Raw genomic sequence first — 26,223 nt, 5'->3', positions numbered from 1 at the left:
TGGTGATCATCCCCCCAATTTTGTTCCCAGAACCCCCCTCTGCCCCGGCGTCAACCGATGCCGGGGCACATTCATTGCAGTGAGGACGGATCGAGGGTGACGGAGACGAGGCCAGGGCGGATCCCCGTGGGCGATCCCATTGCACTGCGCTTCGATCCAGAGCCCAAGCGCAAGCTCGAGGACATGGCCGAGGGGATCGGCCCCCGTCGATTCGGGGCGTTGATTCGTGTTGCCTGCCGACGACTGGTCACCCAGCCCAAAGCTGTCGGCACTGGCCTCGCCGAACAGCGACGGCTTTCGGAAGCGCTGCGGGCAATCCCGCTGGTCATGCTCAAGATTAAGCTGGAGCCGGACACAGCCCAGGAGTTCGCGGCGCTGGCCGCCGCGTATGACACTACGGTCAGCGCGCTGATGAGGATCGCGCTGCACCGATTCCTGCAAGCGCCTGGCCGCTACAAGCATCCGATGCTCCGCGAGGCCGAGCGGACAGGTTTGTCCGACTGGGTCGACGTGATGGTCAACCCGTCCAGCAAGCAGCAGATCTGGCGACTCGCCGGCCGATACGGGGACAAGCTCAACACGTCCTTGCTCCGGGTCGCACTACGACGCCTGCTCGAGGAGCCCGGTGACCTCGCCGGAGACCTGGAAACCATCGCGCCGCTGCGCGATCTCAGGCCCGAAATCTACGCCAGGGCGAATGTGCACTTCGACGAGCCTCTGCGCGACAAGCTCGACGGGTTGGCTGCACGGGTCGGGTCCGATCGCGCTGAGCTGATGCGCCTTGCCGCGAGACGGGTGCTCGAGGAACCCGGAAAGATCGAACAAGCAGTGAACAACGAGGTCTTCCGCAGCGAGAAGAACCGGAAGCACCTCATGGCCAGGCACGCTCGCCGCCAGGCGCGACGCCACACGCAGCCCGACTGATCACCGCGGACAACCTTCTGTTCCCGACGCTAAGTCACCTGCGGTGCTCCCATGATTGGAAACCCTCGCAAGAATGCTGCGTTCGGTGGCCGGCTTTCGTGCCCACACGAGGGTGGTGGTCACCAGTCTGCGAAGAGGTTGTAGAGCGCATGGCTCGCGATTGAGGGGAGCAGCGACTTTGTCCAGATGGCGAGGGCTCCCCAGAGAAGGCCGGCGACCACCATGAGTGCTGCGTTCAAGGCGGAGAAGGTGTCGTGTCCGATGCCGAATTCATAGCCAAGGAAAATCCAAAGAATGGCGATCAGGATGCGAGCTGCCCATTTTGGCCAGCCGCTGCGAAAGTATCTGCGGGCAAAGACGACCGCAGCGACAAGTGGTCCTCGGAACATGAGTTCTTCAGTGACGACCCCGGACATCAGCGTCAGACCAGGGATGTGGCCGGCCCAACCCGACGTTGACCAGGTGGACCTATCAGCGTCCGCGGCACGTTGCGCAGGTGATTGGTCCGTTCCTGCTGTCGCGACCACGAGGTCGGAAATCGGGCCTCTCAGCAGTGCCGTCACTGCCAGGGTGACGATTGTGACAGCAAGGAGCATCACGATAGTCCGAGGCTGTGGAAGTGCGCAGCCGATGCTGCGTGCTGCCCAGCGGGCCCGGGCGACCGTGGCACGGACGCCATGGGAGGAACCCAACAGAGCAAGCATGCAGAGCAGGAACACGCCCCAGATGATGGCAAGAACAAGAAGGCCGAGTCCGACCGCGTTCCCTTCTTGAGCGGATATGGTCGGTACGCCCGCAAAAAAGATGAGGAATGTGACTGTAAGGAATTAATGTGCCGATTCGGGTGTGTCGCCCTCTCGTGGTGGTATGGCGGCGAGGAGGGCGGCGGCGGTGCGGTAGCGGATGGTTGCCGGTGCCGGGGTGTAGCCGTCCTGTTCGAGCAGTGGCCGCACGTCGAGCAGGGCATTGCCGATGGTGCGGGGGCTGACCTGGAACAGTTCGGCCAGGACGGCGCGGTTGCAGAGCTGGCGTATATGCAGAACGGTGGCCAGGACGCGTTCGGCATCGGTGATCTTCTGGAGGAAGATTCCGCCGCGGCCCCCTGGCATGCGTTCGCCGCCGCGTTGGGCGTAGCGGCGTCGCTCGACCATGGCGGCTTGCCGGACGGCGAGGCGTTCGACGAGGTCGCCCAGTTGCCGGCGACTCATGCCGGTCAGAGCCGGATGCGACAGTGCCTCGGGGAGCGGCCGATTCGGTGTCGGGTCGGGTGCCGTGCCGTCACGGAGAAATCCCGCGAGGTCTGCAGCGGTGCTGAAGCGCAGCCCGATGGTCGGGGTGACGTGATGGCCGTGTTCGTCGAGCAGCATCCGCGTTTCGGCGATGATTTCGCCGATGGAGTTCGGATTCACCCCGAGCAGATCCGACAGCACCCGCTGAGGGCAGACCTGCCGCAGATACACGACGGTGATCAGCAGGGCCGCGGCGTCCGACAGCAGCCGTCGCCCGCCGGCACCCGGGGCATTGCGGCGCCGGCCGCCGCGTTGGTGCCAGCGGCGTTGCTCGGCGCGCGCGGCCTGGGCCGGTGCCAGCCGTGCGGTGAGTTCGTCCAGCTCGTCGCCCGTCATGCCGGTCAGACGCGAGTCGGCGAGCATCGCGACAGCCGCGACGCGCTCGCCTTCCCGGTCCCGGCCGGGAACCGGAGCGGCGTCGGCGTGAGTGGGTTCGATGGTGTAGTTCCACGTTCCGCACTGGGCGTGCGGTCGGATGGGCAACGCGCGCAACTCGTCTCGACCAACCGAGATCCCGATCGGGTAGTCGCCGGTGTCCAGCTCGGCGTCCACGCGCAACCCGGTGCGGGTGCGGGTGGAGGCGATGGTCTTGACCACGACCTCATGGCTGGTCAGCGGCCGCCCTCGCCAGTTCATGGTGATCTGGGAGAACAACCGGTGCTCGATCTTGTTCCACTTCGAGGTGCCGGGCGGGAAATGGCAGACCGTGATCGCCAACCCGGTCTCGGTTGCCAGCGCAGCCAATTCGGCCTTCCACAACCGGTACCGGTAGCTGTTGGAGCCACCGGCGTCGGCGGTGATCAGCAGCCGGCGCGCGTGCGGGTAGTCGGCGGCGCCGCGGGCCTGCCACCAGCGGCGGATGGAGGCGACCGCGAACGCGGCGGTGTCGTGGTCGACGCCGACATTGACCCAACCTGCGTCGGTGGTCAAGTCGTAGACGCCGTACGGGATGGCCCGGTCCGCATTCGGTCCGGTGAAGAAACTGTGATCGACCACCCGCACCGGATCGCCCTGCGGGCGCCACTCGCGCCCCGGGGTGGGCAGCTGGCCGAGTTGTTCCTTCTTCTTCGAATCGACGCTGATCACCGGCTCGCCCGCGTCCTGGTGCGCCTTGACCTGCTCGTTGATGTAGCGGAACTGCACGTCCCGGTCCGGGTGCTGCTCGCCTTCCAACGTCTTGGCGTTGGCCTGCAAACTGAATCCGTTGTCCCGCAACAATCGTCCCACCGTCGGCGCGGACACCGGATGGCCCTGCCGGGTCAGCTCCTCGGCCAGGTGTCGCAGCGACTTGGTCGTCCACCGCAACGGAGACTCCGGATCCCCACGCTCATCCGGCTCGACCAGCGCCAACAACGCAGGCACCAGCTGCGGATTCAGCGCGTCCGCACCCTTGCGGCCCCCACCCGGACGGCGGACCCGACCCGTCGGCGCCGGCTGCTCGCCGGCCTCCAACTCGAACACGCCCCTGCGAACCGTGGTCTCGCTGACACCGACCGCCCGGGCCACCGCCCGCACCCCGCCATGCCCCAGCGACCGGGCCTCCGCCGCCAACGCCAAACGCCGCTGCCGCTCGTTCAGATGCGGCAACAAGACCTCGAACCGCTCCCGCAGCCGCCCGTCGACCTCGCTCACAACCGCCCTACCGCACCGACCCGACTCAAACCGCAAAACACCATGTTATTACCTTACAGTCACAATACCCACAGCAAGACTGCCAAGCACAATCTCGGGAAGCCGGTCTCGAGTGTGGCGGGCCGTCGTGGATTTGTACTTGCTACGAGCAGGTCACCCGTTGATGTTCGGGGCTTGTCGTTGGACAACGAGAGCTACCTTTCCAGTGAATGCGTTTGTGCGGTGATACGTCTGCTGCGAGTTGGACCGCAGTCATGCGATCACCGGTTGATGAGTGCAGCGTGGGGCGTAGATGAGCTGCCCAGCTCGACAGTTCTGCCCCGCGGCACATCCGGACAGCGGGGATCGTCTCGCTCAGAAATTCAGGTGGCGTGCGAGACGGCTGATCGGATGGGTTTCGACATTCGCGGGTCGACCGGGCCCGATGATGCGTACGCCACCGCTCACTCGGACGTGGGCCTCGCCATCGATGCGGACTGTGGTGGTGTCGGTGGCGGCGACCAGAGCTTGACCGTTGGCTTGGACGTGGCAATGACTGTGCGCGAAGACGATGGCGCTGTCTTCTGCGCGGATCCTGGCGTTGTCGGTGCCGACGATATGGCTCTTACCGCGGGCATCGACGGTGCTGTCGTCGAACGCTTCGATGTGAGCATGTTCGTAGGCAGTGACCCTGGCGTGGTTGGACGCTTGGACGAAGCACCGGCCGGCGGCTGCGATGGAGCCGCCGGCGATTCCCGCGCAGGTTTGTCCGATAATTTTGACCTCGACTTGGCTGGGGATGTGACCAAGGTCCAGCCAGTTCTCCGGGTCGGCGTCGATGACGACGGTTTTCGCTCCAGCGGCGAGGCGCTTGGTGTATTCCGTATAGCTGCGGACCGGCGATGTGGAGCGGCCACAATGCGGCCGACGTGAGTTGCGCGTGGTTTTCTTCACTGGTGCCCCCATGAGTCAATAGTGCCTTCGTCTGGTGTCGTTCGTGCGAGCGCTGATGCCGGCGCGTCGCGCGTGGGTTGCACGAGGTTCGGTGTGCCGCGGTGTTCTGTGTCAGTCGCCGATCTTGACGGCATTCCCGGTCGGGTCGACGCAGTGCAGATAGGAGTCGGCGTGTGATCGGTCCGGAAGGTAGGGCCAGCTGCAGTTCCAAGCGTCGATGACAGCGAATCGCCCTTGTCCTTGTGCGGCGACCGTGCGGTCGTTGAGGTAGCGATCACTGATGCTCAGTGCTGCTGGGCAGCTCGGAGTTCCGGCGATGATGATCACAGGTGCAGTCGCACCGTTCAGGTTGTTCGTGACGATTCCGCACTGAGCGCTCGTGGGCGGCAATGCGGTGGCCTGCGTAGTCGTCGCCGGCTGTGTCTCGGATAGCCGGGTCTGAGCGTCGGCCACGCCGGGCTGACCTTGATCAACGGTAGGGTTCGTCGACCACTCGACGCTTGTGGCAGCAGCAGCTGGTTCGGCTGACGGGGATACGGTCTCGGCTTCTGTGCTGCTGCACCCGGTGAGGATGGCGGCCGTGATGAGGGACAGTGCAGCAAATTCCGTGGTGGTTCGTCGATTCACGAGTACTCGCTTCTATTCCAGTCCGACAGGGAGGACGCAATGTCGAGCCCAGTGATATGTGATGACCTGGACAAAACGACGCCCGGCGCGACCACCGCCGCACCAGCGGGTCAAGCTGCGGTTTCTCGAAGGGCCCTTCCAGTGCGCGGGCTCCCGCATCGGTTCGGTGGTGCTGAGACTGTCCACGTGGACGGCTAGTGTCGATCTATCCCTTATGTCTGTCGCACAGTTGCGGAGGAGTGCCCAAGATGACCGAACCGACGTCCGAGTTGGCGGGCAGTGGTCTCAGCGAGGAGCCACAATCGCCGGCCGTCGGTGCTGAAGATGCGGCAGGGCAACGCAGTGATCATCTGCCGGCGACGGTGTACGCGCCTGCTGGGAATGTCGTCGTCGCGAGTGTGGTGGTGTGGTTCGCGGTTCGGTGGTTTGATGCCGAATACGGCATAACAGCGCTGTGGTGGGCTGCAAGCGCCTGCGCTGCAGTTGGTGCGGCGTTGAGTGCGGCAATAGCGCCGATGATGGCCCGGTTGTGTAAGGCGGTCGATATTCCATCAGAGGCAACCGGCCGGCGGATCGTTCCTGCGGCTACGACCGCGGGAATGTGGTTTGGCGCCGTGCTGCTCGCCCGCGGCGACGCGATCTTGACAGCCTGGCTTGCACTGAGCCTGCTGTGCGTGTGGGCAGGGTGGATCGATCACTTCACGCTGCGGTTTCCGTTGACGTTGATCCGGTTGACCACTGCAGTGGGCCTGATGTTCGGGGCATTCGCTGTGGCGGTGGATCAAGATCCTGCGGCAGGTGGGCGCGCTCTTCTCGCCGGAATGCTGGTGTTCGCGTTCAACCTTGCCTTCGCGATCGTCACCCGCGGCTACCCCGGGCTCGCCGACGTGCGTTTGAGTTTCATTCTGGGTGCTGCCCTGGGATGGGTCGGATGGATGAATGTGCTCTCAGGGATGTTGCTACCGAACGTCCTCGCGCTCGTGGTGATGCTGTGGGTGAAACTTATCGGACGACGGAAGGATTTGGGGGAGTTCGGTTTCGCCCCCTTCCTCGTCTCCGGAACCGCGCTGGCGATCGCGGTCCCCCCGATGTGGTGGATCGTCTGGATCTAAACGCCGCAAGGAGTCCTAGGTTTTGCCTGGTGGTGGCCAAGTGGAGGTGCGATGCGGATGAACGTTTCCCGGGGGTGTTCCCAAACACAAGGGAAGGAAAGGGGGAGGGAGTGAGTGATATACGGGTAAGGCCGATTTCCTATCGTGACGAGGTTCTTCGACTTGTTGCTGTGGGAAGTGTCTCGTTAGCGTGTGCTGTCGGTGTGGCGTTGTGGGCGCTCATGGTTGTCGACGTTCAGGGTGGGGCAACCGGGTGGTGGTAGGGGTCGGTTGTTGGGTCGGCTATCTTGGGTTGACGCTCCCAATCTTCCTAGCTTATTCCCCGAATAACATCGACTGCATCAGGTTCCTCGTTGGGCATTACGCGATTGTCGTGAGCTTGGGCGTCATCGCGACTTTGCGTCTATCGCAAGGGGAGTCGATCGCGCCCTCATCGACGGGGATGTGGGCGGCGGTTGCTGGAGTGACCGTCTTCATTTTTTCGGTCGCCTCTGTTTTAGCTGTGAGGGAGCTTGATGCGGCTCGGCGTCGTGGACATAGGGCGACGCGGTTGACCGATCCGACACTGCCTGCGCAGCTGATCGGCATTCGCGAGTTGGTGCTCGAACTTGCTTCTGCTACCGAGGGTTCGGACTCACAACGAGATTGCGACGAGCGGCTGCGGGAGGCCGTCAAAGGGTTGCGTCTAGTTTTCGGGCATGTCTATCGGTTGACGATTAACTTGGTGGCGTGGTTCCTTCTGAGGGGAAAACCAGCCCCCGTTCCAGCGGAGAGGGTGGACGAGTTGCTTGCGACCATCGATCAGAGGTTGCTGATTCTCGCTTCGGTTCCGTACGAGGAGGGAACAAGTTTGGGCGCGTGATGGATGAGTACGAAACGGCGGCGAGCAGGTTTCGGAACGTGTATCGGCGACCACCGATCCGAAATTGAGTGTCTGAGCGGGGTGGTGATGCCGTGATCGGCGCGCGATCGAACGTGTTCTTCGGCTGAGGTGTCGAGGGCCGGGTGACTGGTTTCGAGATTGGGAGGTGTTTCGGTATGGACGATGCGGACCAATCCGCCCCGATGCCGTCGATCGTTCAGACGGAACTGCCGTGTGAGTTCTGCGCGGAGCATCCTCAGTACTTCCCCGGTGACCCCGTCGGCTTCGTGCGTGCGGCTCGCTGGGCGGTGGTCGTCAAGGATTGCTGCCACTTCGACGCTCGCGTGGACTACCTCCTGTGTGACGAGCACTGGGCAATGATCCGACACCAACAGCTGCCCGGGCAGTGCCCTCGGTGCGGGGCGATCGCCTACTCAGTAAAGGACATCGTGTGTACCGAGATCCCTCTGGGAAGGACGGTCGATGGGGCGTGGCCGGTGATCCGTCGATAGGCGCGGAGCCACCGTGTCGTTGACCGGCAGACTGGCCTTCAAATAGGACGGCCGCCGCCCCAACGGTGTTCCGGGCGCGGACATCATGCTGAGCGATGTCGGCCTGTGGATGAAGACCCATCGGTTCTGTCCAAAGACATGTCACACAACCCCAGTTGTGTGGATCTTCCTCCAGATGATTGGGAGTGGTGGCACTTCCTACGACGGAGGAGCGTCTGTTGTGGCGGAGTTGCCGATCGCTCGCGGTCGAGGTGGGGCAGTCAAGGTCCGGACCTATGGTCCTCGCAATTGCTGTCGTGAGGACTAAGGAGTGGTACCGATGAATGTTGAGGTTCGCCGTATCCACCCGACGGATGCGAAGAAAATCCGCCGCCACCTTCATTCAGAGTCGCTCACCGGGCGTCACCGCGCGGACCAGTATGGATGCGGATGGTTGGCTCGAGGTCTGGATGGCCAGCGATGAGGGCCCCCGGGGATCGCACACGCCTCGTCCTCACCGCCGACGGCACCTCTCTTGCGGTGCGTGAGATCGGATCCCAGATGGCGCCGGTCACTGTGATTTTCGCGCACGGATTCTGTCTCCACATGGACGCCTGGGCACCGCAACGGGCCTACCTGGCTATGGTCTGGCGTGGGCGTGCCCGGTTGGTCTTCTTCGATCACCGCGGCCATGGTGGATCCGGCGCGGCTGACACCGACAGTTACACGATCAGCCAGCTTGGACGGGACCTGGATGCGGTGATTCGCACGGTGGCACCACAGGGTCCGATTGTCCTCGTCGGGCACTCGATGGGCGGGATGGCCGTGATGTCCTACGTCGCCCATCACCAAGAGGCCGCGGCCGCGCAAGTCGTGGGAGTCGGGTTGATCTCGACCGCCGTCGACAATGTCGCCGGCGCCGGCATCGGGCGCGCTCTGAATACACCGGCGGTGACGTTGTTGCGGTCGGCATCAGCTCACGCCCCAGGGCTCGTCGGGCGCAGCTGGAATCTCTCACGTCGCATCTTGTCGCCGGTGGTCGGCGCAACTTGCCCGCTTGCTCCGAGTGCAAGTGTCCGTGCCGCCGCCACGTCTTACGGGATGGTCCACGCGACGCCGATCGCCACCGTGGCCGCCTTCCTGCGTGACCTGCGGATCTACGACGCTTCCCCGGCGCTCGACGTGCTCGCGAAGGTGCCGGCGTCGATCATCTGTGGAACCCGGGACAGGGTGACCCCGATCGGGCACTCACAGCGACTCGCGGCGGCTCTTCCCCTCGCCGAACTGATCCCGGTGAGCGGAGCGCGGCACATGGTCGGACTCGAGCGCCCTGACGTGGTGAGCGAGAGTCTCGATCGACTGCTCGGCCGCGCGGTAGGGCGCCGCGAACAGGACACCACCCGCAGATCCAAATCCGACCTCGTCGGGGCGTGAGATCTGCGCGTGCCTCAGACCTGACGAGACAACCACTGATGGGAGAAGTGGTGAGTATTCACCAGGACGTTGACCTGTCATCCGGTCCGGCGCACCACCGGACGGACAAGCTCGTTCACCGCGGCGCGAGGTCGTACACACGCCATGTTCTGAACCGGGTGGCAGCGTGTGGTGTGCAGGTCGGGGCGCGGCACCGGTGCATCGATCTGCATCACGAACCGAAGACCTACAACCCATGGCAAGACGTCACCTATTGCCGCTGCGGTCACATCCGGTGGGCCGGCGATCATGCGCAGTTCGACACCGCCGTCGAAGCATTCGACGGTTTCCCTCATCACCCCTCGGGGAGGCCAGATCCACGGACCTATCCCGGAAAGAATGACACCGAATCGCGGCAGGTCAGCGAGCAGCGGCCCATCGGGCGAAGCGAGCTACGCCGATGATCCCGGCAGAAGCGGGCGACCCCGCGGCCCGCGCTGTTCTGGACATGATCGACCGCGTCGAGATCGACCCTGAGAGCGACCAGTTTCTGACGGCGCTCGACCGCATCCACTTACAACTCCTCTCGCCGAGGGCGGCCACAATCGTCGCAAGGCGAGCGGAGCTGGGTTTTACCGCCCACGACGTGAATACCTATCCCCGACGGAATATCTGGCGCACGCAGGTCCCGTTCGGGCGGACGAACGGCGGTGTCGTTGTCGAGATTCCCCTCGTCGTGATCGCACCTGTTCTGATCGGCATGATTCCTGTCCTACTCAACATGAATCCGCTGTTTCAGTCTCCGATCACAGATCTGACGGTATTCATCTCCGCGGCTGCAGGTGTGGAGGTCCTCGCGATGTGGTGGTGGATCCGCCGCGATCCCCTCAGACTGACCGCGGCGGACAAGCAGATGATCCGCGGCAGCATTGCCAAGCTCGATGCCTACGTCTCGGCCGGCGGCGACTACTTCGAACTTCGTCTGGCCATGACTGCGTCCGCGATCGTCGACGATATTCGTGAAGTGCCGGCATGGAGTCACGAGGACCTCGACATCCACCGCATCCGGCTCGACATCGAGGACCAACTCCGAATGATTCTCTGCCACTGCGGTGAGCTGGCAACTTTCCGGGCCAGCGTCGGCGAACCCACGAGGGGAGTCAGTGCCGAGGCTGACGCGGCTCGGGCCGCCCACCACGAGCAGCGACGGTGGTTCGAACAGGCCAAAGAATCACTGATCGGGCGGGTCGCAGCGTTGTGGACATATCACCAAGACCTACTGATGCTTCAGGACTCCATCGACGGTACTGCGGCTCTCGGTCGCATCGACGCTCACGCACCGGCGCTCGGAGAACTGCTGGTCAACTCGGCGAATGATGACCTCGCAGCGTCGGCAATCGGTGACCTGGCCACCGACCTGGCCGATCAACACCAGGCGCGGGAAAAGGCGCTGGCCCAGCTGCGCGGCGACGTCACCGGATTCGATCGGCGCAACTGATGGGCCGCAGCCATGACCGGATCAGCCCAGACCGCGGCAACGGTGTGTTCGATCCCGACCGGGGCGACAGCGACGTCGCCACCCGCAAGGAAGGCGCCCTGATCTCGCAGCACGCCTACGACACCCGAGCCGATCTCCGCAGCGGAGCACGAGAACTCGACACCGCTACCGAGAACCTACCCGGATTGACCCGAGCGCAACGGGACCTCAACCGCGCCTATCCACGGCCCACGCCGGCGGCAATCGGAAACTCTCGGCTACGCCCCCAGCTGCCACCGGCGATCGAACTCCGTCGCACACTCTCGGCACGACAACGGAACACCCGATCCGCGGCGAAGCGCCGCGTCCTCGACGCCATGCCGAAAACTCAGTACACGGCGCTGGCGTCGTTGACTTCGGACCCGAAGACCTGGCGGGAGACGAACAACGCCCTCTCCGCTGTGGCCGGCGACGCTGTCGAGCTCGACGATGCTCGCCGCAAGCAGGTCCAACGAGTGGACAGGGCCATCCAACGATACGAACGCGCATCCGGACGAGGTCATCTCGTGTACACCTCGGTGAGCATCCCCAACGCGGTCGTGAACCCGTCAGATCTGCCCTCGACGCTATCGCCGGGGACGGTCCTGTCCTTCGACCGGTTCACTGCAGCAACCCATTCGCTGCACGAACTGGACTCGACCGCCCGGCCCACCGATGTCGTCTTCGAGATCCAGACCGACCGGGGTATGTACTACGGGCAATCTTCCCGCGTAGACAACTCGCACCACTTACTGCCACGAGGAATGCAGCTACAGGTGGTGGGGGCTCATTTTGTGCCGTACGAGCGACCCGGACAGCCACCAGGGGAGCGCCTGGTCGTCCAACTCGTCGATCACGAGACGCCATGACGAGTCGAGGCGGGGGGTTCGAGACAGATTCAACCCACGGGAAGGAACACACAGTCATGACTGCGGACAAGCCGCGCCACCGGCGCCCCGACCTGACCTTTCATCCCGATATCTTCGCTGCGCCCGCGCAATTCAGAGTGGTGAAAGCCGCGCCACACGACGATGCGGATCCGACCACGGACACAACGCAAGGGAAGGAGGGCTCCGGCGCAGACGCTCATACCGGACGACGAGATGGCAAGGGGCTGTGAGCAGAAAGAAAAGTCGGAGGCCACCTACAAGATGGTGTGCCTCCGACTCACCCAGTGCATTCTCAGTACCCACACCCTATTTGATCTTCCGCATCCGGTCCAATTCTCTACGCCCTATTGGCCGATTGTGGATGCCCGACTGGGTTGCCCCGGTTGTGAGTTCGGTCGAGTTGTACAGGTCCATCTCTACTGTCCTGATCGCACGACACCCTCGCGGTCATCGAGACAATACTTCCGCCCTTGGCCGCCACACCCTCGGCTAGGAGACATCATGGATTTCGCATCGATCATCATCGGCGTCGCAGTGGCCGGCGCATCAGCTGCCCAGGGCGGCGGAGTGGACCCCGCGATCACCGACAGCGTCACGTCGGTCGCACAGAAACTACCGCCAGCTCTCGCCCAGTATGTCCCGGACCCGCAGCCCTACCTCGACGACGCGGCCCGGGCCGTGCAGCAGGCGCAGGAGCAGTTGCCCGACGAGTGGCAAGCCGAGATCGAGAACGCCATTCCACCGGAAGTCCGGGATGCCGCTGAGGGGGCCAGGGAACAGCTCCCGCCCGAGGCTCAGGGTCTGATTCCCGAGGTGGTCCTGCCCGCCCCAAGTCCGGAGCCCGGGCCCGCCGGCGGTGTCGCCGACCCAGCGGGACCCGCAGCTCAGGCACCGTCATCGACTCCGCAGCAGGAGACGAATCCGTTATTCCTGTCTCCTGTCGTCAGCGGAGCACCCACCACTGCGGCCGGCATCCCCTCCCTGACAGGAATGCTCGCCCCGACCGCAGTCAGCGATCTGACCTTCGATCCCCGCTTTCCCCGCAACCTCGAGTTCGCGCGTGCGGTCATCGAAGCGGCGATGCGTGCGATCGGATTGCCCTACCAATGGGGCGGAGGCCTTCTCACCGGACCGTCGATGGGCGACGGCACCGGAGGAGCTACCGCCGGCTACGACTGCTCTGGGCTCACTCGCTTCGCCTACTACATCGGTACCGGCGGCACGAAGGTCTTGCCGCGAACCTCACAGGAACAGTTCCGGGCAGGCCAGCAGATCAGCATGGACCGAGCCCAGCCTGGTGACCTGCTGTTCGGGAACTGGCAGGCAGACGGGGCCAACCACGTCGCGATCTACCTCGGTGGCGGAAGAATGCTTGAAGCACCGCAGACCGGGGAGCTCATCCAGATCAGCGCCGTGCGCTCGGACATGGTGCCCGCCCGCTTCCTGTGACCATCGGGGACAGTGCCCTGTGCTTGATCCCGAAGCGGAACAATACGATCGCCACTATAGACCCAGACCGGTCAAAAGTCGTGTCGCGACGTGCGGCACGACCGCAGAGACGAAGGAGACAGTGACACATGACGATTACGCCAGCAGCCCACAAGAAGGCAATCGAGACCGCGCGAAAGAATGCGGAAGCACTGGCGCAGAAGGCAATCGAAACCAGAGTCGCGCTTGTCGGAGCCATCGGGGAAGCAGTGGAAGAGCTTGCCGCACTCGATTCCGCACGCGAGGCAGCTGTAGATGCAATCAGGACGGCCCACGAGAACGCGATCGAAGGCGGATGGACGGCCAAAGAGCTCGCAGCCATGGGCTACACCGCCCCGAAGAAGCGGAAGAACGCCTCCAGTAAGGCCGCGCGTGGTGGCGCCAGTAAGGACGCGACTGAGACGACCGACGTCGCAGATGCTGCTGCACCGCAGGGAGGCGATCAGCCGCCGAGCACCGACGGGCAGATCTCCAGCGAGCGCGAACCTGAGCATTCCTACAGCTAGGAAGCTGTCCGGTGGGGTGGCCCCAGCCTCTCGGGCGCCGTCGTCCCGATCCTTGTCGGGAGACGGCTCCCGAGCGCTACCAGGAACTTCGCCGGGCTGGCATAGGTGCCGGAGTGAGAACCACATGTCAGAGGGTGCCGTCACGATGATCATGAGAAGGAAGTGGCATGACCAGTACACAAACGTCTCCGCAGCAGTGGGCACGGGGCATGCTCGTCCCCGGCCGGGCAGCGGTGCTGGACGTTGAATCGACCAATTTGGACGGCAGCATCATCGAAATCTGCGTTTTGGACGCGGCCACGGGCAATCCACTGCTCGATACCCTGGTCGATCCGGGCGACGTTCCGATGCACCCGGACGCTTATGCCGTGCATGGAATTGCCCTGGCCGATCTGATTGGCGCACCTGGCTGGTCTACGGTCCACCAGGCTCTGATTGCGGTGACCACTGGGCGAGTGACGCTCAGCTACCACAGTGAGTTCGACAGGGGGCGCGTTCTCCATGATTGTGCTCGGCATGGTCTCGACCCTGCGCACCTGGCCGACCCCGAGATGTGGGGATGCATCATGCGGATGCGATCGCAGGCCGAGGGCACCGAGAAGAGCATTCGGCTCGATGGCGGACACCGAGCCCGCAGCGACGCCGCGGCCGCGCGCACCGTCCTGCTCGGCATCGCGGAGGGCACCTCGGCGCCATCCACCACCGTGGACCCCGCCACTACCTCCCACTTGCCGCTGTAGTCCACCGAGTCATCTGCTTCTGAGTCTGTTCTCTTGGCTGGTGTCCTTGCTGCGATCGTGATTGTGATTTACCCTGGGATCTGGAGGTGGTTCGTGATGACCGCAGCACATCCCCGGCCGGATCTGGAGGCGTACAACCAGGCCGCCCGTATGTCCCAGCCCGAGCTGGTCACCGCGTTGCGGGAGCTGCTGGGCGCGAAGCTGGTCGCCTATCTGGGTCGGGTCAAGGAGACCCGGGCAGTGCGCCAGTGGGCGGAGGGCACACGGACGATCGGTAGCGACTCGGATGTGGAACGGCTGCGGATCGCGTACCGGGCGGCACGGCTGATCACCGCCCGCGACACCCCGGCGGTGGCGCAGGCCTGGTTTCAGGGTTTGAATCCGATCCTCGACGACCGCGCCCCCGCCTTGTTGCTGCGCGAGGGGGAACTCGCCGATGTCGGCCCGCAGGTCCTCGCCGCGGCCCGGCAGTTCGCCGCCGTCGGATGACCCAGCTCGACCATGCCCTCGTCGCCACGGCGCAAGGGTCGATGTGGTGCGCCCACCGATACGGATGCGAGGTCTATCGGGTCGGGTTCGCGCCGTCGCCGTGGGAATGGACACCGTGGGTGTACGCCACCGACGGCCGGTTCACCGGCCGGTGGGACGACCCGGACGGGGTGTGGCGCACCCTCTATGTGGGTGCCAGCCGATTGGCCTGCTACCTGGAGGTCCTCGCCTACGCCCGGCCGAGCGCGCAGGTGATCGCAGATCTGGACGAGATCGTCGTCGACGACGAGGATGCCGCCGCATTCCCCACGGTCGAACCCGGCCGGGTGCCACGGTCGTGGTGCGAGCCTCGCATGACCGCCCACGGCGCGCTGACGGGGTGGTTCGCGGTCCCCGGGCACCCGGAGACGCTGGCCACGCTGCGTGTCGGGTTTCGGTCGGCCGCGATCCGGCACGGACTCGATGATCTCGACGGCGCCGCGATTCGGGACGGCCGCCCGCGGGCGTTGACGCAGGCAATCTCCAAGTGGATCAACACCCTTGGTGGTCCGGACGGATGTCCGATCACCGGAGTCGAGTTCGACTCGCGACACGGTGACGGGCTGCGGTTGTGGGCAGTCTACGAGCGACCGGGTGACCCGGTGGTCAGCCCCCACGTCACCGCACTGGATCAGGTGCCGGTGGCACCCGACGACGGTGACCTTGTCCAGGCGATGCGTCTGCTCGGACTCGAATGGGACGACACATGAGTCGTCCGTTGTGGGATCACGAGATTCTCCGCAGCGTCGGGGCGGAAACCACAGTCGCGACACCGGTTGTGGCTGGGTCGGCGGAGGTCCACAAGCGACGCGACACCGCGCTAACTTCTCTCTCTCGCTCTTGTCGCGGTCCCGTGATACCCCCTCGCTATCAGACGAATTCGCGGATCCGGGGGAGGACGTGGGCGAGTTCTTCGAAGAGTGTCGGCCACCCACGTCGTAGGCGGGTGATACGGCCGTGTTCGAGGAAGGCGCCGTCGAGCATGTGGGAGACCCGTAGGTGTTTTTCGGGGGTGCCGAGTCGGCGGAGTGTGCCGTAGACGGGGTTCACCGGTAGCTGGTGGTGGGCGATGTAGGTCCAGATCTCGTCGGTGTTCCAGTCCCATACGGGCCCGAAGACACGGGTTCCGTCGGCTCGGTCGATGAGGCCGCCGTGGTGTCGGCGTTGCTCGGTGGTGTTGGTGCAGCAGCCGTCGCACATGCGTGTGACGTGGCTGCTGAGTGCGTTGTAGTACAGCGACCAGCGGCCGGTCCCTTTCGGGGATTCGTCGGCGCGTACGCCCCAGATTTCTCCTGGCCCGTGGGCTGCGTGCGCCGCGCGGGAGGGGGCACCGATGAGGATGTCGCGCAGTTTCTGGCTCGTGGCTCGGGTGGGCTGGTGGTGGTCCCATTCGCCGGATTGTGCGAGGACGGTCAGCAGTGGTGGGTCGGCTCGGTGGGGTGCGAGGTTCAGGTTCCAGGTGTCGGCGAGTGCGGTGATGTAGGTGTAGGTCTCGGGGTACTCGAGGCCGGAGTCGAAGAACACGACGGGGATGTTCGGTTCGACCTGCAGGGTGAGGTGGAGTGCGACGAGTGAGTCCTTGCCGCCGGAGAAGGCGAGGTATCCGTCGTGGTCGTCGAGGTGCCCGGCGATGCGGCCGGTGAGTTTTGCGAGGTCGCGGCGGGGCCGGCGCAGTGCCCGGAGGGTGTTCAGGTCCAGGCCGTCGGGTTCGGGCTTGCCCGCCACACGTCCTCCTTCACGGTGTCCGGTCGGTATCGAGATCTCGCAGCTTCTGTCACACAGTGTCCGCCCGGTAGATCTTCCTCCAGTCGTAGGGGCGTTTGAAGTCGCCTGGGCATGTGAGGAGTGTGGTGTGGGGAAACTGTGCGAAGTGGCCGGCCGGAAGGACGTCGTCGCCGCGGCATTCGCGTCGACGAAGACGCGCGAGGTAGTCGAGGTGGCGAGGGTGGGCCGGTGTGCGAGATGCGCGGCGTCCCCGGTTCGGGTGGAGGCGGTGACCAAGGTGGTGTCCCGAACGTTCACGGGTTACGACTGCTGGAAAGCGCCCGTGGAAGGTGGGCTGTGCACGTCCTGCGCCTGGGCCTACCGGCACCCGGATCTGCGCAGAAGCATGCATGTGGTCACCACACGACCAGCGATGAGGGCAGTGACCGCGGCGGATCTCGAACGGATCTTGTCGCGGCCACTTGATCCGGATACCGCCGTGGTGGTGCCCTTGCGGCCCGGCCGAAAGCACATCCTGCCGCACGCGCGGTGGGGCGGGATTGCTGTCGAGGACACGTGCCTGCCCTGGACGTCGCGTGATGTCGCGGCGGTGACAGCGATGCGTCGACTGCGGGCGCTGGGGTTCGGGGCCCGGATGCTCGCCGAGCCTGCGGCCCCGTATCCGGTGCTCGCCACGATCGCCCCCGGGCGGTGGCCGGCGGTCTTCGCGGACTGGGATCGTCTCGCCCCGTACCGCCAGGTCGGGCAGTGGTGGGAGCTTGCGCTGCGAGCCACCGTGTCGGCGAGTGCGAAAGGAACGAAATGACCAGCCCGACCGATCGATGGCTCGCTGCCGCACCGGCGGGGCTGCCGCCGCTCGAGGGTCCGGCGGCAACGGCTGAACGCCTGCTGCTGTTGCTGCACTACGGGATCGACTGGGATTCGGGATGGATCGGCCGGCGGCGGGAAACGTACTGGACCCAGCACCTGCCGAACCGTGTTCGGGTCGCCACCTATATCGGTGGCGGCGATCTCGACCGGTGGTGGTCGGTGGTCTCCCGGTCCCTCGAATCGGAACCGACGAACACCGACCAGCGGCTGGAGCTGGCGACGTTGCTGCGTGAGGAGTCCGAGCCGGTGCTGACGTTGCTGCGTGAGCGTCCCACCTCGTACGTGTTGCGCACGCGGATCGTCGCCGAAGCGGTGGCCGCCGCTCGGACTTCGGGAACGAAGAAATGATGAGGTCGACGGTGCGCTGGGATGTCGAGCTGACCGCGCTGTCCTCGATCTCCCAGAAGGGGGAGGACTCCGGAACGACGACGACACTGTTCCGGCGCGAGCCGGTGATCCAGCCGGACGGAAGGCCGGTGCTGGTGCCGATCGTGTCCGGAAACTCTCTACGCGGCGGGTTGCGCAGGATCGCTGAGGAGCTGTTCCGCGATGTCATCGGCTACGAAGGGCAGATCCCGCTCTCGGCGGCGCACGCGCTACGCAACGGAGGCTCTCTGACGAAGGTCACCGGCGACGGTCTGACCGGTCGTCGGCGGCATCGACTGCGGGAGCTGGTTCCCCCGATCGGGGTGTTCGGCGGCAACGGCGGAGGTCAGCCACCGATCGACGGTTGCCTGAGGGTGGGCAAGGTGGTCCCGCGGGTGCGTGAGACCGAGACGATCATGACCCGGGCATATGACGGCCGGTTGATGAGTCAGTTCGAGTTGGTCTCCCTGGAGAGCTACAGCCGATTCGACGACACCGACACCCGGACGTTCCCCGAATCCTCCGCGGGGGGCGGAGCCGGCAAGGATGTCGGCTCGTCGATGCTGATGCGATTCGAGGTCGAAACACTTCCTGCGGGAACCCGTTTCGAAACGTTCTTACGGCTGGACCGGGCCACCCCTCTCGAAATCTCGTTCTTCACCGATGTGTGGGGCAGATTCGCGCGTGACGGATTCCTCGGAGGGCGCAGCGCGATAGGTCACGGACGCGTCCGTGCCGAATCGGATCGGGTGGTGTTGGCCGGCCCGGACCCACAGACAGTGGACTGGCGCGTCGAGCTCGCACCACTGCGTGATGAGGTCATCGAAGCGTTGTGCTGGCTGACATGACGGGCACCGAGGAGATGGCACCGTTCGTTGTCCGGGCGCACCTGTCGTCGGGACTGGCGCACGCGACGCCGTGGGGAATCAGTCTCGACGGGATCCTCGCCGCCGAACTGTGGGCCGATCACAAGGCCGCGGCACTCGACCGAGGCGAGTATGTGCCGGCGCTGACACCCGAGTGCGCCCCGCCCGACCTCGCGCTGCCACTGGCTCGGTGCGAGCTCGCAGGCGAGGACTGGCATTGGTGTGCGACGTGCTCGTTCCCCGAGGACCCGGCCGGTGATCCCGTGGTGCGGCACTGGGCGTCGCGGGCCGATCACCGCGGGCTCGAGCAACTCAGTCACACGCTGCCGGCGGTGATCTCGGATCGACAGGGCCGCTACCGGGCCCGCTACATGCCCCTGATGATCACCAGCACTCGCACGGTCACCTGGCGCGGAGTCGGAGATCTCGACGCCGTCGCCAGGATCCTGGGTGGCCTGGATGTCATCGGCAAGAAACGGGCCCATGGTGAGGGCCGGGTCCTGAGGTGGGAGTTCGAACACTGCCCCGCCGCCGACCGGTGGGCGGCGGCGCACCTACATAGCGACGGCACTCTCGGGCGCACCACACCACCGGCCTGTCTGCCCGATCGACCCGAACCGGAATCGGCCGGCTTCGGGTTGGCTGGCCTGCGGCCGCCGTACATGCACCCGACCCGAATGCGGCAACTCCACCTACCTCGATGAGCCGCCGCGTGGTGCGGTTCGCCGACTATTCGGAACGCGGGAGGTCGGGCACAGCGACCGGTTCGGGCAGCGTCCAGCGAGCAAGTGGGGTATTCGATCCGTTCGGAGGATAGAGCGCGACCTCGGCGATCGACACGTCGTCGGTCAGCTTGTCCCCGATTCCGGGGAACAGGACGAGGCCTTCGGCGTGACCGTCGAGGGCGTTGTTCCCCATCGCGGTGGGGATGTTGCCCCAGGAATTATCGCCGGTGATGGTCTGTCCGCTGAGTGTGCGGACCTTCCAGTTGGTCGATGTCGCGTTCAGGGTTCCGGAGTCGACGTCGAGCACGATCGGGAACAACAGTATCCGCGGCTCCCCCATGGAGGTCTTTTCGATCAGCTGGGGCTCTTTCACCTCGATGCGGGCGGTGACGTCGGCGGCGGTAATAGTTGAGCGGTTCCGCCGATGGTGTCCGAGTTATCCGACGAGATCGTGGTCCGGTTGGTTGCTGCGGTCGTGGTCGTAGATCCAGTGGTGGTCATCGCTGCCGAGGTAGCGGTCTGACTAGTGGGAGTGGCCTGTTCGTCGCCATTGCCGCACCCGGACAGGGTCAGTCCCAGTGCGGTGCAGGTAGTCACGGCAGCAATCGTGGTTCTGCGAATGATCATCGTTCATTTCCCTTTTCTCCCCTGGCTGACGGGCGCCCTGTGAACAGGGTCGTGGTCAGCCTCCATATGCGTGCCGGTTGTGGCGCGGACGACGTCATCGAGAGTAGCGGTGTGGGACCGGTGTCCTGGTCACGGGTGTCGCGGAATGGGTTGGTGTGGACTGTGACCGGCCGAGAACTAGGTCGGAGCGGCGTTTCCACCTGCCCTGATGAGTAGTTGATGGTTCGTCGAGCACGTTCCATTACGCGATGTCACTCACCACGTACGCCGCGGATCTTCCTCCCAGTGAAAACAACTCGCACTTCGCCGGAGAGGTCACCACGGATATGACAGACAACCCAATCGGACTGGCCCCGGATTGGTCGCTGGAACCTGGTGGGCGTCCCGGAGGTGCGAGTTCGTGTGGAGCTGTCCAGGTCAGGCGTTACCGTCCGCCTCACCGAGACACCATCTGCGGGAAAAGGGAGATGAGCGAGATGACCGATACCGACATACGGCCCAGGATCGAGTTGGACGCTCCGGAGTGGCGCGACTTCGCGCTCTGCCGAGTGACCGATCCGGAAGCGTTCTTCCCCGAAACGGGGGAGAACGGCCGCCCCGCGAAACGGGTGTGCGCGGGCTGCGAGGTTCGCGAGGCCTGCCTCGCCGAGGCACTCGCCCACGATGAGCGGTTCGGGATCTGGGGTGGGCTGACCGCGGCCGAGCGCCGCAAGCGATACCCGAAGCGTCGCCGGTGACCGCCATGGCCATGGACTTCGAACACACCAGCCAGGCCGAAGGGCGGCGAGGCACCAAAGCGATCCAACTCGCCCGGTACCTTTGGGATCGGGTCGTGCCCCGGCCGACCTGCTGTCACTATGGGCGCAACAGTTTCGCCGACTTGCGCGGCGGGTGGGCATTCATCCGCCACGTTTGGCAGGAGACCTGTTATGGCACAGCGAGTTTGCCGAAGCAGAAGACGCGGTGGGCGCGGGCGGAGCCTGAGCATCCCGCTGCTGCTCGCGCGCGCATGACGAGCGGGACTTGTGGATGTCGCCGACGCAGCCGGAGCCGGAGGCTGATGGGACCTGTTGTAATGGAGAACCGGCGAATGGGGGGGGGAAGCGATGAGTGACGCGTTCATCCTCGGCGTGGCATTGGCCTGCGGTGTAGGTGTTCTGGGGTTGGTGGTCGCCCTGTTCTGGGGAGCGGAGCCGAGCCGGACGTGCCGATGTGTAGTCGGCGGACACACCGAAGCGTGTGACGCTCGGTGGTCTTGACCAGCGTCGCTCGGGTCCTTGCCCGTCACGGTTGGTGGTGTCGGTGCTCAATCGAATGTGGGCAGGGTTGGTGTATCCAGCATGGCCGTGGACCCGAGCGGGGCCGGTTGTAGGAGGTTCGCCGCGATGGCGACCGCCCAATCACTCCTCGCCTTGGCCCGAGCGACACGCCGTGACACGCCCGATGCGGAATCAGTTCGCTATGATTCAGCGGTGCCGCTGGCGGCGCCGCTGTTACTGCACAACCTAATTCATCGGTGACACGGCCCTTCCGTCCGCGCTACGGTCATCGCATGCGTGATCTCCTCGAACAGTCCGTCCGCTACCTCGAAGCCCTCTCCGACGCCATCGTGGACGCGGCGCCCTCCACAGACGCCTCGTTCGTGGCTGAGTTCGCCGAAGCCCTCCGCGAGTGTGCGGAGGCGGTCAAGATAGCGCGCGAGGACATGATCGACGCCGGTCGCCCGATCAGCCCTGTCTACTCGCACCCCGGCGACGAGGACACACGGGAAGAACTCGCGTCGCGACTGACCGCGCACCTCTTTACCGGGTAGTCCGCTCCGCTTCTCGTTGAACCGCCCAATTACAACCTATTCGGCGGGGCCGAGAACCCGGATAGGTGGACTCAGGAGTACCTCCCATGTCACGGGCACCTCGTGGTCCGGGCTTTGCTGGGACCAGTAGCAATAGGAGTGATACGACGTCATCAGAGCGGTGCCAGGGGCGCGGAGCAGCTCCATGTTGGCCCGGAATCCGTCGTGATCGGTCTCCACCTGCCAGATCTTCGCTGCTTCAGTCGGATCGAAGGCAGTGCGGAAGGCGCGGGCCTCGTCGAGTGTGTCCACTGCGAAGGCAGATTGAAAACGAGACGGTGCGGTCGGAAAGTGTGCCCGACGCACGTTCTCCCATATCAGCTCGATCAGATGATCTGTGACTTGAAACTGAGCGGCCGCGTTGACGAAGTTAATCTCACCGTGCGCGGCAACGCCATCGGGAAACAGCACGTCGAGGTGCTGTTGCAGCGCTGTCGGTTCGACGTCGTCGAAGCGGGTGAGCCCGAGCGACAGTCCCTCGTGAAGGGTCCCTCTCCGGTCGACGGTGTAGAAGCGCGGCATTTCTGAAAACCTCTCTAGCTGTGAGTGATAGTCGACTCACCATCCGACCGCCCCCATCTCCTCATGGTCGAAATGGTGTCCACCAGGAGGGACGTACGTGCGGGCGGCGCTCGGCTGGTCAAGCGGTGGTATCGATGGTGACCTCGGCTCGGCCGTCGAGGGCAGCGAGCAGGTAGTGCGGGCAGGTGACCACTTGACGGGGCACGGGAATTGTGCGTCGAGTGCTGTCGAGGTAGAGACGATATGCGAGCTGACTTCCCCGGTGGACGCCGGTCGCTGGGTCGACGGCGCCGAGAAAGTACCCGTGCGGGGCGTCAACGGTGGAGAAGATCGTCCGCGCCCACTCGGCGGGCTCGGCGGGCGGCAAATACCGGGGCTCGCCCGTCTGCGCATCGACGGTGTGCACGATGACGGTGACAGTGAACCCGGTAGCCGCGGGGAACCACGCCTCGGCCGCGGCGCCGAACGGTGCGATGGACGTGTGGATCTGCAGCTCAATATTCGTTCCGGTGCGGGCCGCCGTGATGATGTGCGAATCTGCCCAGACGTCATCGGTGGCCAGGTGCGGCAGCGCTTGGTCGGAGTCGGTGTGGACGCTGCCGCGATCAGCGGGCATGGGCTTGTTTGTCCCGTTCTCGGATGATCTGGTCGGCCAGGCGGTACACCGCCAGTTCGTCGGGGATACCGACCTTGGTGGCGCGCTCTTGGGCTGCGATGAGCGCGATGACCTGCTTGTTCCCCTGTCTGCGATCTCGGTACAGGAACTGGTGGCGTCCCTCAGCGAGGTCCTCGAGCACCAACCACTGGAAGCGGTCGAGACTAGTGGCGATCTAGGCGATACGCACCCGCTTCGACTGGACTGTGCGCCACCGGTCAACCAGGTCCGATCCCCCGAGCAGTACACCGAGGACCATAGCGCAGATCGCTGTGATCATTCGGCGTCCCTTCTCGAGGCCACGGATTTCTTCGGATCACTGGTGACCACGCTCAGGGCGATGGTCGCCGCGATCGGGACAAACACGGTGAGCAGCAGGGGCAGCGAGAACTCGACACGGTCACCGCCCCGACGGCAGCGGCCGCGAAGGCGAGCACGGCGAGCAGCCAGAGGGCTCGGGCTGCCGAGGCCCGATGTGTGATCTGGGTGCCTGACCAGCGACGACCAGCACGGCGCCGAGCCAGAGAGTTCAAATGGGCATGGTGTGTGGCGGGTCCTTCCGACGTCGGAGAGCTTGAAGTCTCGTGGGACAGGGTGTCATGCCGCCGGTGACCGCCGTGGCCTCCCATTCACTCTTCGGATATCTGCGCAACCCAGTGATGATCGCTGTCGGTCACGATCGGCATAATCACCTGGTGCTGATGGCCTACATCGATGAGACCGGTGACACTGGATTGATCGCCAAGGGCGGTACCAACTGTTACGCGCTCGGTTGCGTCTTGATCGACGACTCGCAGTGGCCGGAAGCATTCGACAAGATGCTCGACTTTCGGCGGCGTTTGTCCAAGACGTACGGGATAAATCAGCGCTGGGAGCTGAAGGCGAACTACCTCATCCGCGGCGGAGGCCCGCTGAAGGCTCTCGCGTTGCCTCCGGGCATTCGGCATCTCGTCTACCGCGGCCATCTGAAGATGCTCCATGAAATCGGCGCACGCGCATTCACCGTGGTTGTCGACAAGGAGGCAACCAAACTCTCTGGTCAGGAGTGTTTCCACATGGCGTGGGAAACGTTGTTGAACCGCTTGGAGCGCACAAGCACCAAAGAGAAGTCGACGCTTATGATCCTTCATGACGAGGGTGAGGACCATGCGGTGCGAAGAGAATTTCGCAAGGCCCGACGGCATTTGACCGCGGGCAGCGCTTACGGTTCTGGCCAGATCAGGTCAAAGGGGACGCTGTTCCTGGACGATCCTGTGTCGCGGGCATCGCATAATTCGCAGTTAATCCAGACAGCGGACATGGTGGCGTACGCAGGTTGGAGAACGTACATGCCTCCGAGCAAGAAGGTGGCTGAGGTCTGCCCGTCGGACATGTGGCGTCACGTTGGTTTGGCGACGCACAGGGTGGTCAACAGTGTCACTCGCAACGGCGCGCCTGGCGTTGTCATACGGAAAAGATAAGGCCCCCCAGCTCGGCTGGGGGGCAGCTAGCGCCTAGCCAATCCATTGGGAAAGGTTGAGCGCTGTCGCCCACGTTACAGGGTTGTGTGCCAATACGGAGAATTTCAGCCCAGGGATTTGCTGATCGAGGTGGGGGCGACGATTGACAGACGAAGAGATCAACCAGTGGGTCAAGACCGTCGGACCGGCGCCCGACGACGTGTTCGCGAAGATCGTTCTGCGGTTCGCGAAGGCGGCACGCGAGGGGAATCTCAAGTTCGACGAAATTGATCCGCAATCAGGGGACAAATGATGATGTCAACCCTGCCCCCCGTTGCCTGCTCCGCGAACTGATCCGTCAACTCGGAACCGCCCCAGTCGACCCCAGGCTGTTGGCACTCCTCGAGCGGCAACGCCGAGAGGGACGACGCGATAGCCGCGGGAGATGGCTGAGGCAGACCTCGTGGTCGCGGGGGAGCTGCGCCGCTCTGAGCGCGCCGAAGAGGTCGACATCGCCCGCCAGTCGGCCTTCTGGACCAAGGTCCGTGGAATCGCGGCACTGGTGGCGGTCGCCACCTTGTGTGGTCTCCCTCCTCTTTTGTCAGCGCCGGCCTCCTGTGTGTGAGTACATATCGCGCACGCCTCCGCGCGATATTCGAGGATCCGGCGGCCTGCCCGTGGGGTGGGGTCAGATTTCATGACACCGACCCCTATATTCATGAGGTCCGCGCGTCGAGCGTGCGAAATCCCCAGAAAGATGCAGCGTGGGGAGACGAGCCAGGCTTATTGACAATGAGTCTCGGATCCTGCCCACAAGGACCAGGAGCGATCGGCAGCAAAGGTTTGGTTGCTCCCCCGGTCACGGCGCGAAGAACATGCGGTGGATGGTCACCGTGTCTTCGGGACCGTACGTGTGCGCCGCAAGCGTGGGGTCTGCGAAGCAGATGGTGAACTCGTGGTGACCCTTCACGGTGTCGTGCTTCTCCGAGAGTTTGGCGACGATATGACTCTGACGGTACGTTCGGCCGTCGTCGTCCGTGGTGTCGACCTCCACTAGCAGTGGTGCTTCGTCGGTGCTCTGGAAGTCGAGCAGATCGGACACGGTGAGCGTCGCGGACAGAATGCGAGTCGGAGACTCCTGGATCCGGGGGAGCATGGGTGAGTGCCTTTCGGTTCAGGTCGGTGAAGTTACTCAGACGTACCTGTGGCGCGGCGGAGGGCAACCACCTCGGCTTCGAGGGCGACGACCGCGTGGAACGTCGCCTCGGACACAGCATTGCTGTCCTTGCCGAACGTCTCGGCAGCCTGCCAGATGCGGGCGCTGTGCTCACCGCTGGGGCGCGGGATCTTGAAACCATGACTACTGAACGCCTGCGGTTCAGGACTGGTGCGCTGAATCAGATTCATGAGCGGCAGCGTAGACCTCACCTCCGACAACCTCTCCTCTTTAGATCAGGTCTCGATCGAACGGCTCGTCCGGGGGCGTGGCGGAAAACAGGATTGTGCCGCGGCCGGCGATGTTTGATCCCTCCGCGGGGCCCGCAGACGATCTTTCCGCGCGGTGCAGGGTGGGCGCTCGTCCCGCGTCCCCGGCACAGGGTGCGCCGGGGACGCGGGACGAGCGC

Annotated in this window: 32 protein-coding genes; 21 read left to right on the top strand and 11 right to left on the bottom strand. The window is 64.6% G+C overall.

All coding sequences use genetic code 11. The features are described 5' to 3' along the window. Positions 1–57 precede the first annotated feature (57 nt). On the top strand, positions 58–924 hold the full coding sequence (locus tag GO592_RS41810) for a CopG family transcriptional regulator (RefSeq protein WP_012686776.1): 867 nt from the start codon (positions 58–60) through the stop codon (positions 922–924). A gap of 119 nt (positions 925–1,043) precedes the next feature. Here the strand turns inward: GO592_RS41810 and GO592_RS41805 are convergent, their stop codons facing one another. The 4 genes from GO592_RS41805 to GO592_RS41790 all read right to left on the bottom strand — a co-directional run bounded on the left by GO592_RS41805 (position 1,044) and on the right by GO592_RS41790 (position 5,231). Continuing rightward, on the bottom strand, positions 1,044–1,643 hold the full coding sequence (locus tag GO592_RS41805; protein WP_080512609.1) for a CPBP family intramembrane glutamic endopeptidase: 600 nt from the start codon (positions 1,641–1,643) through the stop codon (positions 1,044–1,046). A 108-nt stretch (positions 1,644–1,751) separates the two neighbouring features. Further along, entirely contained in the window at positions 1,752–3,845 is a 2,094-nt protein-coding gene (locus tag GO592_RS41800) for an ISAzo13-like element ISRop2 family transposase (RefSeq protein ID WP_007299963.1), read from the bottom strand. Between the two features lie 354 nt (positions 3,846–4,199). Then, a complete protein-coding gene (locus tag GO592_RS41795) occupies positions 4,200–4,790 on the bottom strand; it encodes a hypothetical protein (protein ID WP_007299962.1) in 591 nt (196 codons plus the stop codon). 99 nt (positions 4,791–4,889) lie between these two features. After that, positions 4,890–5,231, bottom strand: a complete 342-nt coding sequence (locus GO592_RS41790; protein ID WP_007299961.1) for a hypothetical protein — start codon at positions 5,229–5,231, stop codon at positions 4,890–4,892. 422 nt (positions 5,232–5,653) lie between these two features. Between GO592_RS41790 and GO592_RS41785 the strand changes: the two genes are divergently transcribed. The 11 genes from GO592_RS41785 to GO592_RS41735 all read left to right on the top strand — a co-directional run bounded on the left by GO592_RS41785 (position 5,654) and on the right by GO592_RS41735 (position 15,661). Beyond that, complete coding sequence (locus tag GO592_RS41785; protein ID WP_012686779.1) at positions 5,654–6,517, top strand: hypothetical protein; 864 nt, start codon at positions 5,654–5,656, stop codon at positions 6,515–6,517. 463 nt (positions 6,518–6,980) lie between these two features. Beyond that, a complete protein-coding gene (locus tag GO592_RS41780; RefSeq protein ID WP_148222643.1) occupies positions 6,981–7,379 on the top strand; it encodes a hypothetical protein in 399 nt (132 codons plus the stop codon). Between the two features lie 971 nt (positions 7,380–8,350). Continuing rightward, positions 8,351–9,304: an alpha/beta fold hydrolase gene (locus GO592_RS41775; RefSeq protein WP_007299957.1), complete on the top strand. Its 954-nt coding sequence runs from the start codon at positions 8,351–8,353 to the stop codon at positions 9,302–9,304. Between the two features lie 439 nt (positions 9,305–9,743). Further along, positions 9,744–10,781, top strand: coding sequence for a hypothetical protein (locus GO592_RS41770; protein WP_007299955.1), 1,038 nt, complete (start codon positions 9,744–9,746; stop codon positions 10,779–10,781). Further along, positions 10,781–11,668, top strand: a complete 888-nt coding sequence (locus tag GO592_RS41765) for a hypothetical protein (RefSeq protein WP_007299954.1) — start codon at positions 10,781–10,783, stop codon at positions 11,666–11,668. Before GO592_RS41770 ends, GO592_RS41765 begins: the two co-directional genes overlap by 1 nt. A gap of 56 nt (positions 11,669–11,724) precedes the next feature. Beyond that, positions 11,725–11,919, top strand: coding sequence for a hypothetical protein (locus GO592_RS41760; RefSeq protein ID WP_148222644.1), 195 nt, complete (start codon positions 11,725–11,727; stop codon positions 11,917–11,919). Positions 11,920–12,190: 271 nt separating this feature from the next. Beyond that, complete coding sequence (locus GO592_RS46165) at positions 12,191–13,138, top strand: C40 family peptidase (RefSeq protein ID WP_007299953.1); 948 nt, start codon at positions 12,191–12,193, stop codon at positions 13,136–13,138. A gap of 128 nt (positions 13,139–13,266) precedes the next feature. Further along, complete coding sequence (locus GO592_RS41750) at positions 13,267–13,683, top strand: hypothetical protein (protein ID WP_007299952.1); 417 nt, start codon at positions 13,267–13,269, stop codon at positions 13,681–13,683. Between the two features lie 167 nt (positions 13,684–13,850). Continuing rightward, on the top strand, positions 13,851–14,423 hold the full coding sequence (locus GO592_RS41745; RefSeq protein WP_007299951.1) for a 3'-5' exonuclease: 573 nt from the start codon (positions 13,851–13,853) through the stop codon (positions 14,421–14,423). A gap of 96 nt (positions 14,424–14,519) precedes the next feature. Beyond that, complete coding sequence (locus GO592_RS41740) at positions 14,520–14,912, top strand: hypothetical protein (RefSeq protein ID WP_007299950.1); 393 nt, start codon at positions 14,520–14,522, stop codon at positions 14,910–14,912. Then, entirely contained in the window at positions 14,909–15,661 is a 753-nt protein-coding gene (locus GO592_RS41735; RefSeq protein ID WP_007299949.1) for an RES domain-containing protein, read from the top strand. The genes GO592_RS41740 and GO592_RS41735 overlap by 4 nt, the downstream gene beginning before the upstream one ends. Positions 15,662–15,821: 160 nt before the next feature. On the opposite strand, the gene GO592_RS41730 is transcribed toward GO592_RS41735, so the two are convergent. Then, complete coding sequence (locus tag GO592_RS41730) at positions 15,822–16,676, bottom strand: phosphoadenosine phosphosulfate reductase domain-containing protein (RefSeq protein WP_007299948.1); 855 nt, start codon at positions 16,674–16,676, stop codon at positions 15,822–15,824. Positions 16,677–16,803: 127 nt separating this feature from the next. Between GO592_RS41730 and GO592_RS41725 the strand changes: the two genes are divergently transcribed. From GO592_RS41725 to GO592_RS41710, 4 genes are read left to right on the top strand one after another with little or no spacing between them, the layout of a single operon-like run. Beyond that, positions 16,804–17,481 (top strand): hypothetical protein, encoded by a 678-nt coding sequence (locus GO592_RS41725; protein ID WP_007299947.1) that lies wholly within the window; start codon positions 16,804–16,806, stop codon positions 17,479–17,481. Continuing rightward, positions 17,478–17,894, top strand: a complete 417-nt coding sequence (locus GO592_RS41720; protein ID WP_007299946.1) for a hypothetical protein — start codon at positions 17,478–17,480, stop codon at positions 17,892–17,894. The genes GO592_RS41725 and GO592_RS41720 overlap by 4 nt, the downstream gene beginning before the upstream one ends. Then, positions 17,891–18,760 (top strand): RAMP superfamily CRISPR-associated protein, encoded by an 870-nt coding sequence (locus GO592_RS41715; protein WP_012686783.1) that lies wholly within the window; start codon positions 17,891–17,893, stop codon positions 18,758–18,760. The genes GO592_RS41720 and GO592_RS41715 overlap by 4 nt, the downstream gene beginning before the upstream one ends. Next, the gene (locus GO592_RS41710; RefSeq protein ID WP_007299944.1) at positions 18,757–19,482 is read left to right on the top strand and encodes a hypothetical protein; all 726 of its coding nucleotides are present in this window, start codon (positions 18,757–18,759) and stop codon (positions 19,480–19,482) included. The genes GO592_RS41715 and GO592_RS41710 overlap by 4 nt, the downstream gene beginning before the upstream one ends. Before the next feature lie 25 nt (positions 19,483–19,507). Here GO592_RS41710 and GO592_RS45510 read toward each other — a convergent pair whose 3' ends face one another. Continuing rightward, entirely contained in the window at positions 19,508–19,876 is a 369-nt protein-coding gene (locus GO592_RS45510) for a hypothetical protein (protein ID WP_237720584.1), read from the bottom strand. Positions 19,877–20,597: 721 nt separating this feature from the next. On the opposite strand from GO592_RS45510, the gene GO592_RS41700 reads away from it, so the two are divergent. Both GO592_RS41700 and GO592_RS41695 read left to right on the top strand, forming a co-directional pair. Then, positions 20,598–20,867, top strand: a complete 270-nt coding sequence (locus GO592_RS41700) for a WhiB family transcriptional regulator (protein ID WP_007299942.1) — start codon at positions 20,598–20,600, stop codon at positions 20,865–20,867. Between the two features lie 815 nt (positions 20,868–21,682). Next, the gene (locus GO592_RS41695) at positions 21,683–21,943 is read left to right on the top strand and encodes a hypothetical protein (RefSeq protein ID WP_007299941.1); all 261 of its coding nucleotides are present in this window, start codon (positions 21,683–21,685) and stop codon (positions 21,941–21,943) included. A 36-nt stretch (positions 21,944–21,979) separates the two neighbouring features. Here the strand turns inward: GO592_RS41695 and GO592_RS41690 are convergent, their stop codons facing one another. The 3 genes from GO592_RS41690 to GO592_RS45505 form a co-directional block, all read right to left on the bottom strand. Then, positions 21,980–22,504 carry a DUF2441 domain-containing protein gene (locus GO592_RS41690; RefSeq protein ID WP_007299940.1) on the bottom strand — a complete coding sequence of 175 codons (525 nt, stop codon included), beginning with the start codon at positions 22,502–22,504 and terminating at the stop codon, positions 21,980–21,982. Positions 22,505–22,622: 118 nt separating this feature from the next. Beyond that, on the bottom strand, positions 22,623–23,120 hold the full coding sequence (locus tag GO592_RS41685; RefSeq protein WP_007299939.1) for a hypothetical protein: 498 nt from the start codon (positions 23,118–23,120) through the stop codon (positions 22,623–22,625). After that, positions 23,110–23,301, bottom strand: coding sequence for a hypothetical protein (locus tag GO592_RS45505; RefSeq protein WP_231869096.1), 192 nt, complete (start codon positions 23,299–23,301; stop codon positions 23,110–23,112). Before GO592_RS45505 ends, GO592_RS41685 begins: the two co-directional genes overlap by 11 nt. Before the next feature lie 457 nt (positions 23,302–23,758). On the opposite strand from GO592_RS45505, the gene GO592_RS41675 reads away from it, so the two are divergent. The 3 genes from GO592_RS41675 (at position 23,759) to GO592_RS41665 (ending at position 25,223) form a co-directional block, all read left to right on the top strand. After that, positions 23,759–24,619, top strand: coding sequence for a DUF3800 domain-containing protein (locus GO592_RS41675; protein WP_148222645.1), 861 nt, complete (start codon positions 23,759–23,761; stop codon positions 24,617–24,619). 142 nt (positions 24,620–24,761) lie between these two features. Continuing rightward, on the top strand, positions 24,762–24,911 hold the full coding sequence (locus tag GO592_RS41670) for a hypothetical protein (protein WP_007299937.1): 150 nt from the start codon (positions 24,762–24,764) through the stop codon (positions 24,909–24,911). 132 nt (positions 24,912–25,043) lie between these two features. Next, positions 25,044–25,223, top strand: coding sequence for a hypothetical protein (locus tag GO592_RS41665; RefSeq protein WP_007299936.1), 180 nt, complete (start codon positions 25,044–25,046; stop codon positions 25,221–25,223). A 234-nt stretch (positions 25,224–25,457) separates the two neighbouring features. Here the strand turns inward: GO592_RS41665 and GO592_RS41660 are convergent, their stop codons facing one another. Beyond that, complete coding sequence (locus GO592_RS41660; RefSeq protein WP_007299935.1) at positions 25,458–25,754, bottom strand: hypothetical protein; 297 nt, start codon at positions 25,752–25,754, stop codon at positions 25,458–25,460. A 32-nt stretch (positions 25,755–25,786) separates the two neighbouring features. Continuing rightward, positions 25,787–26,005 carry a hypothetical protein gene (locus GO592_RS41655; RefSeq protein ID WP_007299934.1) on the bottom strand — a complete coding sequence of 73 codons (219 nt, stop codon included), beginning with the start codon at positions 26,003–26,005 and terminating at the stop codon, positions 25,787–25,789. Positions 26,006–26,223: the final 218 nt, after the last annotated feature.

It is taken from the genome of Rhodococcus sp. 21391 (assembly GCF_016772255.1).
Classification (GTDB): domain Bacteria; phylum Actinomycetota; class Actinomycetes; order Mycobacteriales; family Mycobacteriaceae; genus Rhodococcus_F; species Rhodococcus_F opacus.
Note: the sequence above shows the minus strand (reverse complement) of the source record. Positions and strands in the feature narration are given on the sequence as shown.

Excerpts from the sequence above, each read along its gene's own strand:
- GO592_RS41675 (WP_148222645.1), top strand. The coding sequence starts at position 23,759 with ATGCCGCCGGTGACCGCCGTGGCCTCCCATTCACTCTTCGGATATCTG.
- GO592_RS41655 (WP_007299934.1), bottom strand. The coding sequence starts at position 26,005 with ATGAATCTGATTCAGCGCACCAGTCCTGAACCGCAGGCGTTCAGTAGT.
- GO592_RS41775 (WP_007299957.1), top strand. The coding sequence starts at position 8,351 with ATGAGGGCCCCCGGGGATCGCACACGCCTCGTCCTCACCGCCGACGGC.
- GO592_RS41720 (WP_007299946.1), top strand. The coding sequence starts at position 17,478 with ATGACCAGCCCGACCGATCGATGGCTCGCTGCCGCACCGGCGGGGCTG.
- GO592_RS41745 (WP_007299951.1), top strand. The coding sequence starts at position 13,851 with ATGACCAGTACACAAACGTCTCCGCAGCAGTGGGCACGGGGCATGCTC.
- GO592_RS41765 (WP_007299954.1), top strand. The coding sequence starts at position 10,781 with ATGGGCCGCAGCCATGACCGGATCAGCCCAGACCGCGGCAACGGTGTG.
- GO592_RS41660 (WP_007299935.1), bottom strand. The coding sequence starts at position 25,754 with ATGCTCCCCCGGATCCAGGAGTCTCCGACTCGCATTCTGTCCGCGACG.
- GO592_RS41740 (WP_007299950.1), top strand. The coding sequence starts at position 14,520 with ATGACCGCAGCACATCCCCGGCCGGATCTGGAGGCGTACAACCAGGCC.
- GO592_RS41810 (WP_012686776.1), top strand. The coding sequence starts at position 58 with ATGCCGGGGCACATTCATTGCAGTGAGGACGGATCGAGGGTGACGGAG.
- GO592_RS41735 (WP_007299949.1), top strand. The coding sequence starts at position 14,909 with ATGACCCAGCTCGACCATGCCCTCGTCGCCACGGCGCAAGGGTCGATG.
- GO592_RS41750 (WP_007299952.1), top strand. The coding sequence starts at position 13,267 with ATGACGATTACGCCAGCAGCCCACAAGAAGGCAATCGAGACCGCGCGA.
- GO592_RS41690 (WP_007299940.1), bottom strand. The coding sequence starts at position 22,504 with ATGCCGCGCTTCTACACCGTCGACCGGAGAGGGACCCTTCACGAGGGA.
- GO592_RS41785 (WP_012686779.1), top strand. The coding sequence starts at position 5,654 with ATGACCGAACCGACGTCCGAGTTGGCGGGCAGTGGTCTCAGCGAGGAG.
- GO592_RS41665 (WP_007299936.1), top strand. The coding sequence starts at position 25,044 with ATGGCTGAGGCAGACCTCGTGGTCGCGGGGGAGCTGCGCCGCTCTGAG.
- GO592_RS41770 (WP_007299955.1), top strand. The coding sequence starts at position 9,744 with ATGATCCCGGCAGAAGCGGGCGACCCCGCGGCCCGCGCTGTTCTGGAC.
- GO592_RS41715 (WP_012686783.1), top strand. The coding sequence starts at position 17,891 with ATGATGAGGTCGACGGTGCGCTGGGATGTCGAGCTGACCGCGCTGTCC.
- GO592_RS46165 (WP_007299953.1), top strand. The coding sequence starts at position 12,191 with ATGGATTTCGCATCGATCATCATCGGCGTCGCAGTGGCCGGCGCATCA.
- GO592_RS41760 (WP_148222644.1), top strand. The coding sequence starts at position 11,725 with ATGACTGCGGACAAGCCGCGCCACCGGCGCCCCGACCTGACCTTTCAT.
- GO592_RS41710 (WP_007299944.1), top strand. The coding sequence starts at position 18,757 with ATGACGGGCACCGAGGAGATGGCACCGTTCGTTGTCCGGGCGCACCTG.
- GO592_RS41685 (WP_007299939.1), bottom strand. The coding sequence starts at position 23,120 with ATGCCCGCTGATCGCGGCAGCGTCCACACCGACTCCGACCAAGCGCTG.
- GO592_RS41795 (WP_007299962.1), bottom strand. The coding sequence starts at position 4,790 with ATGGGGGCACCAGTGAAGAAAACCACGCGCAACTCACGTCGGCCGCAT.
- GO592_RS41695 (WP_007299941.1), top strand. The coding sequence starts at position 21,683 with ATGCGTGATCTCCTCGAACAGTCCGTCCGCTACCTCGAAGCCCTCTCC.
- GO592_RS41700 (WP_007299942.1), top strand. The coding sequence starts at position 20,598 with ATGAGCGAGATGACCGATACCGACATACGGCCCAGGATCGAGTTGGAC.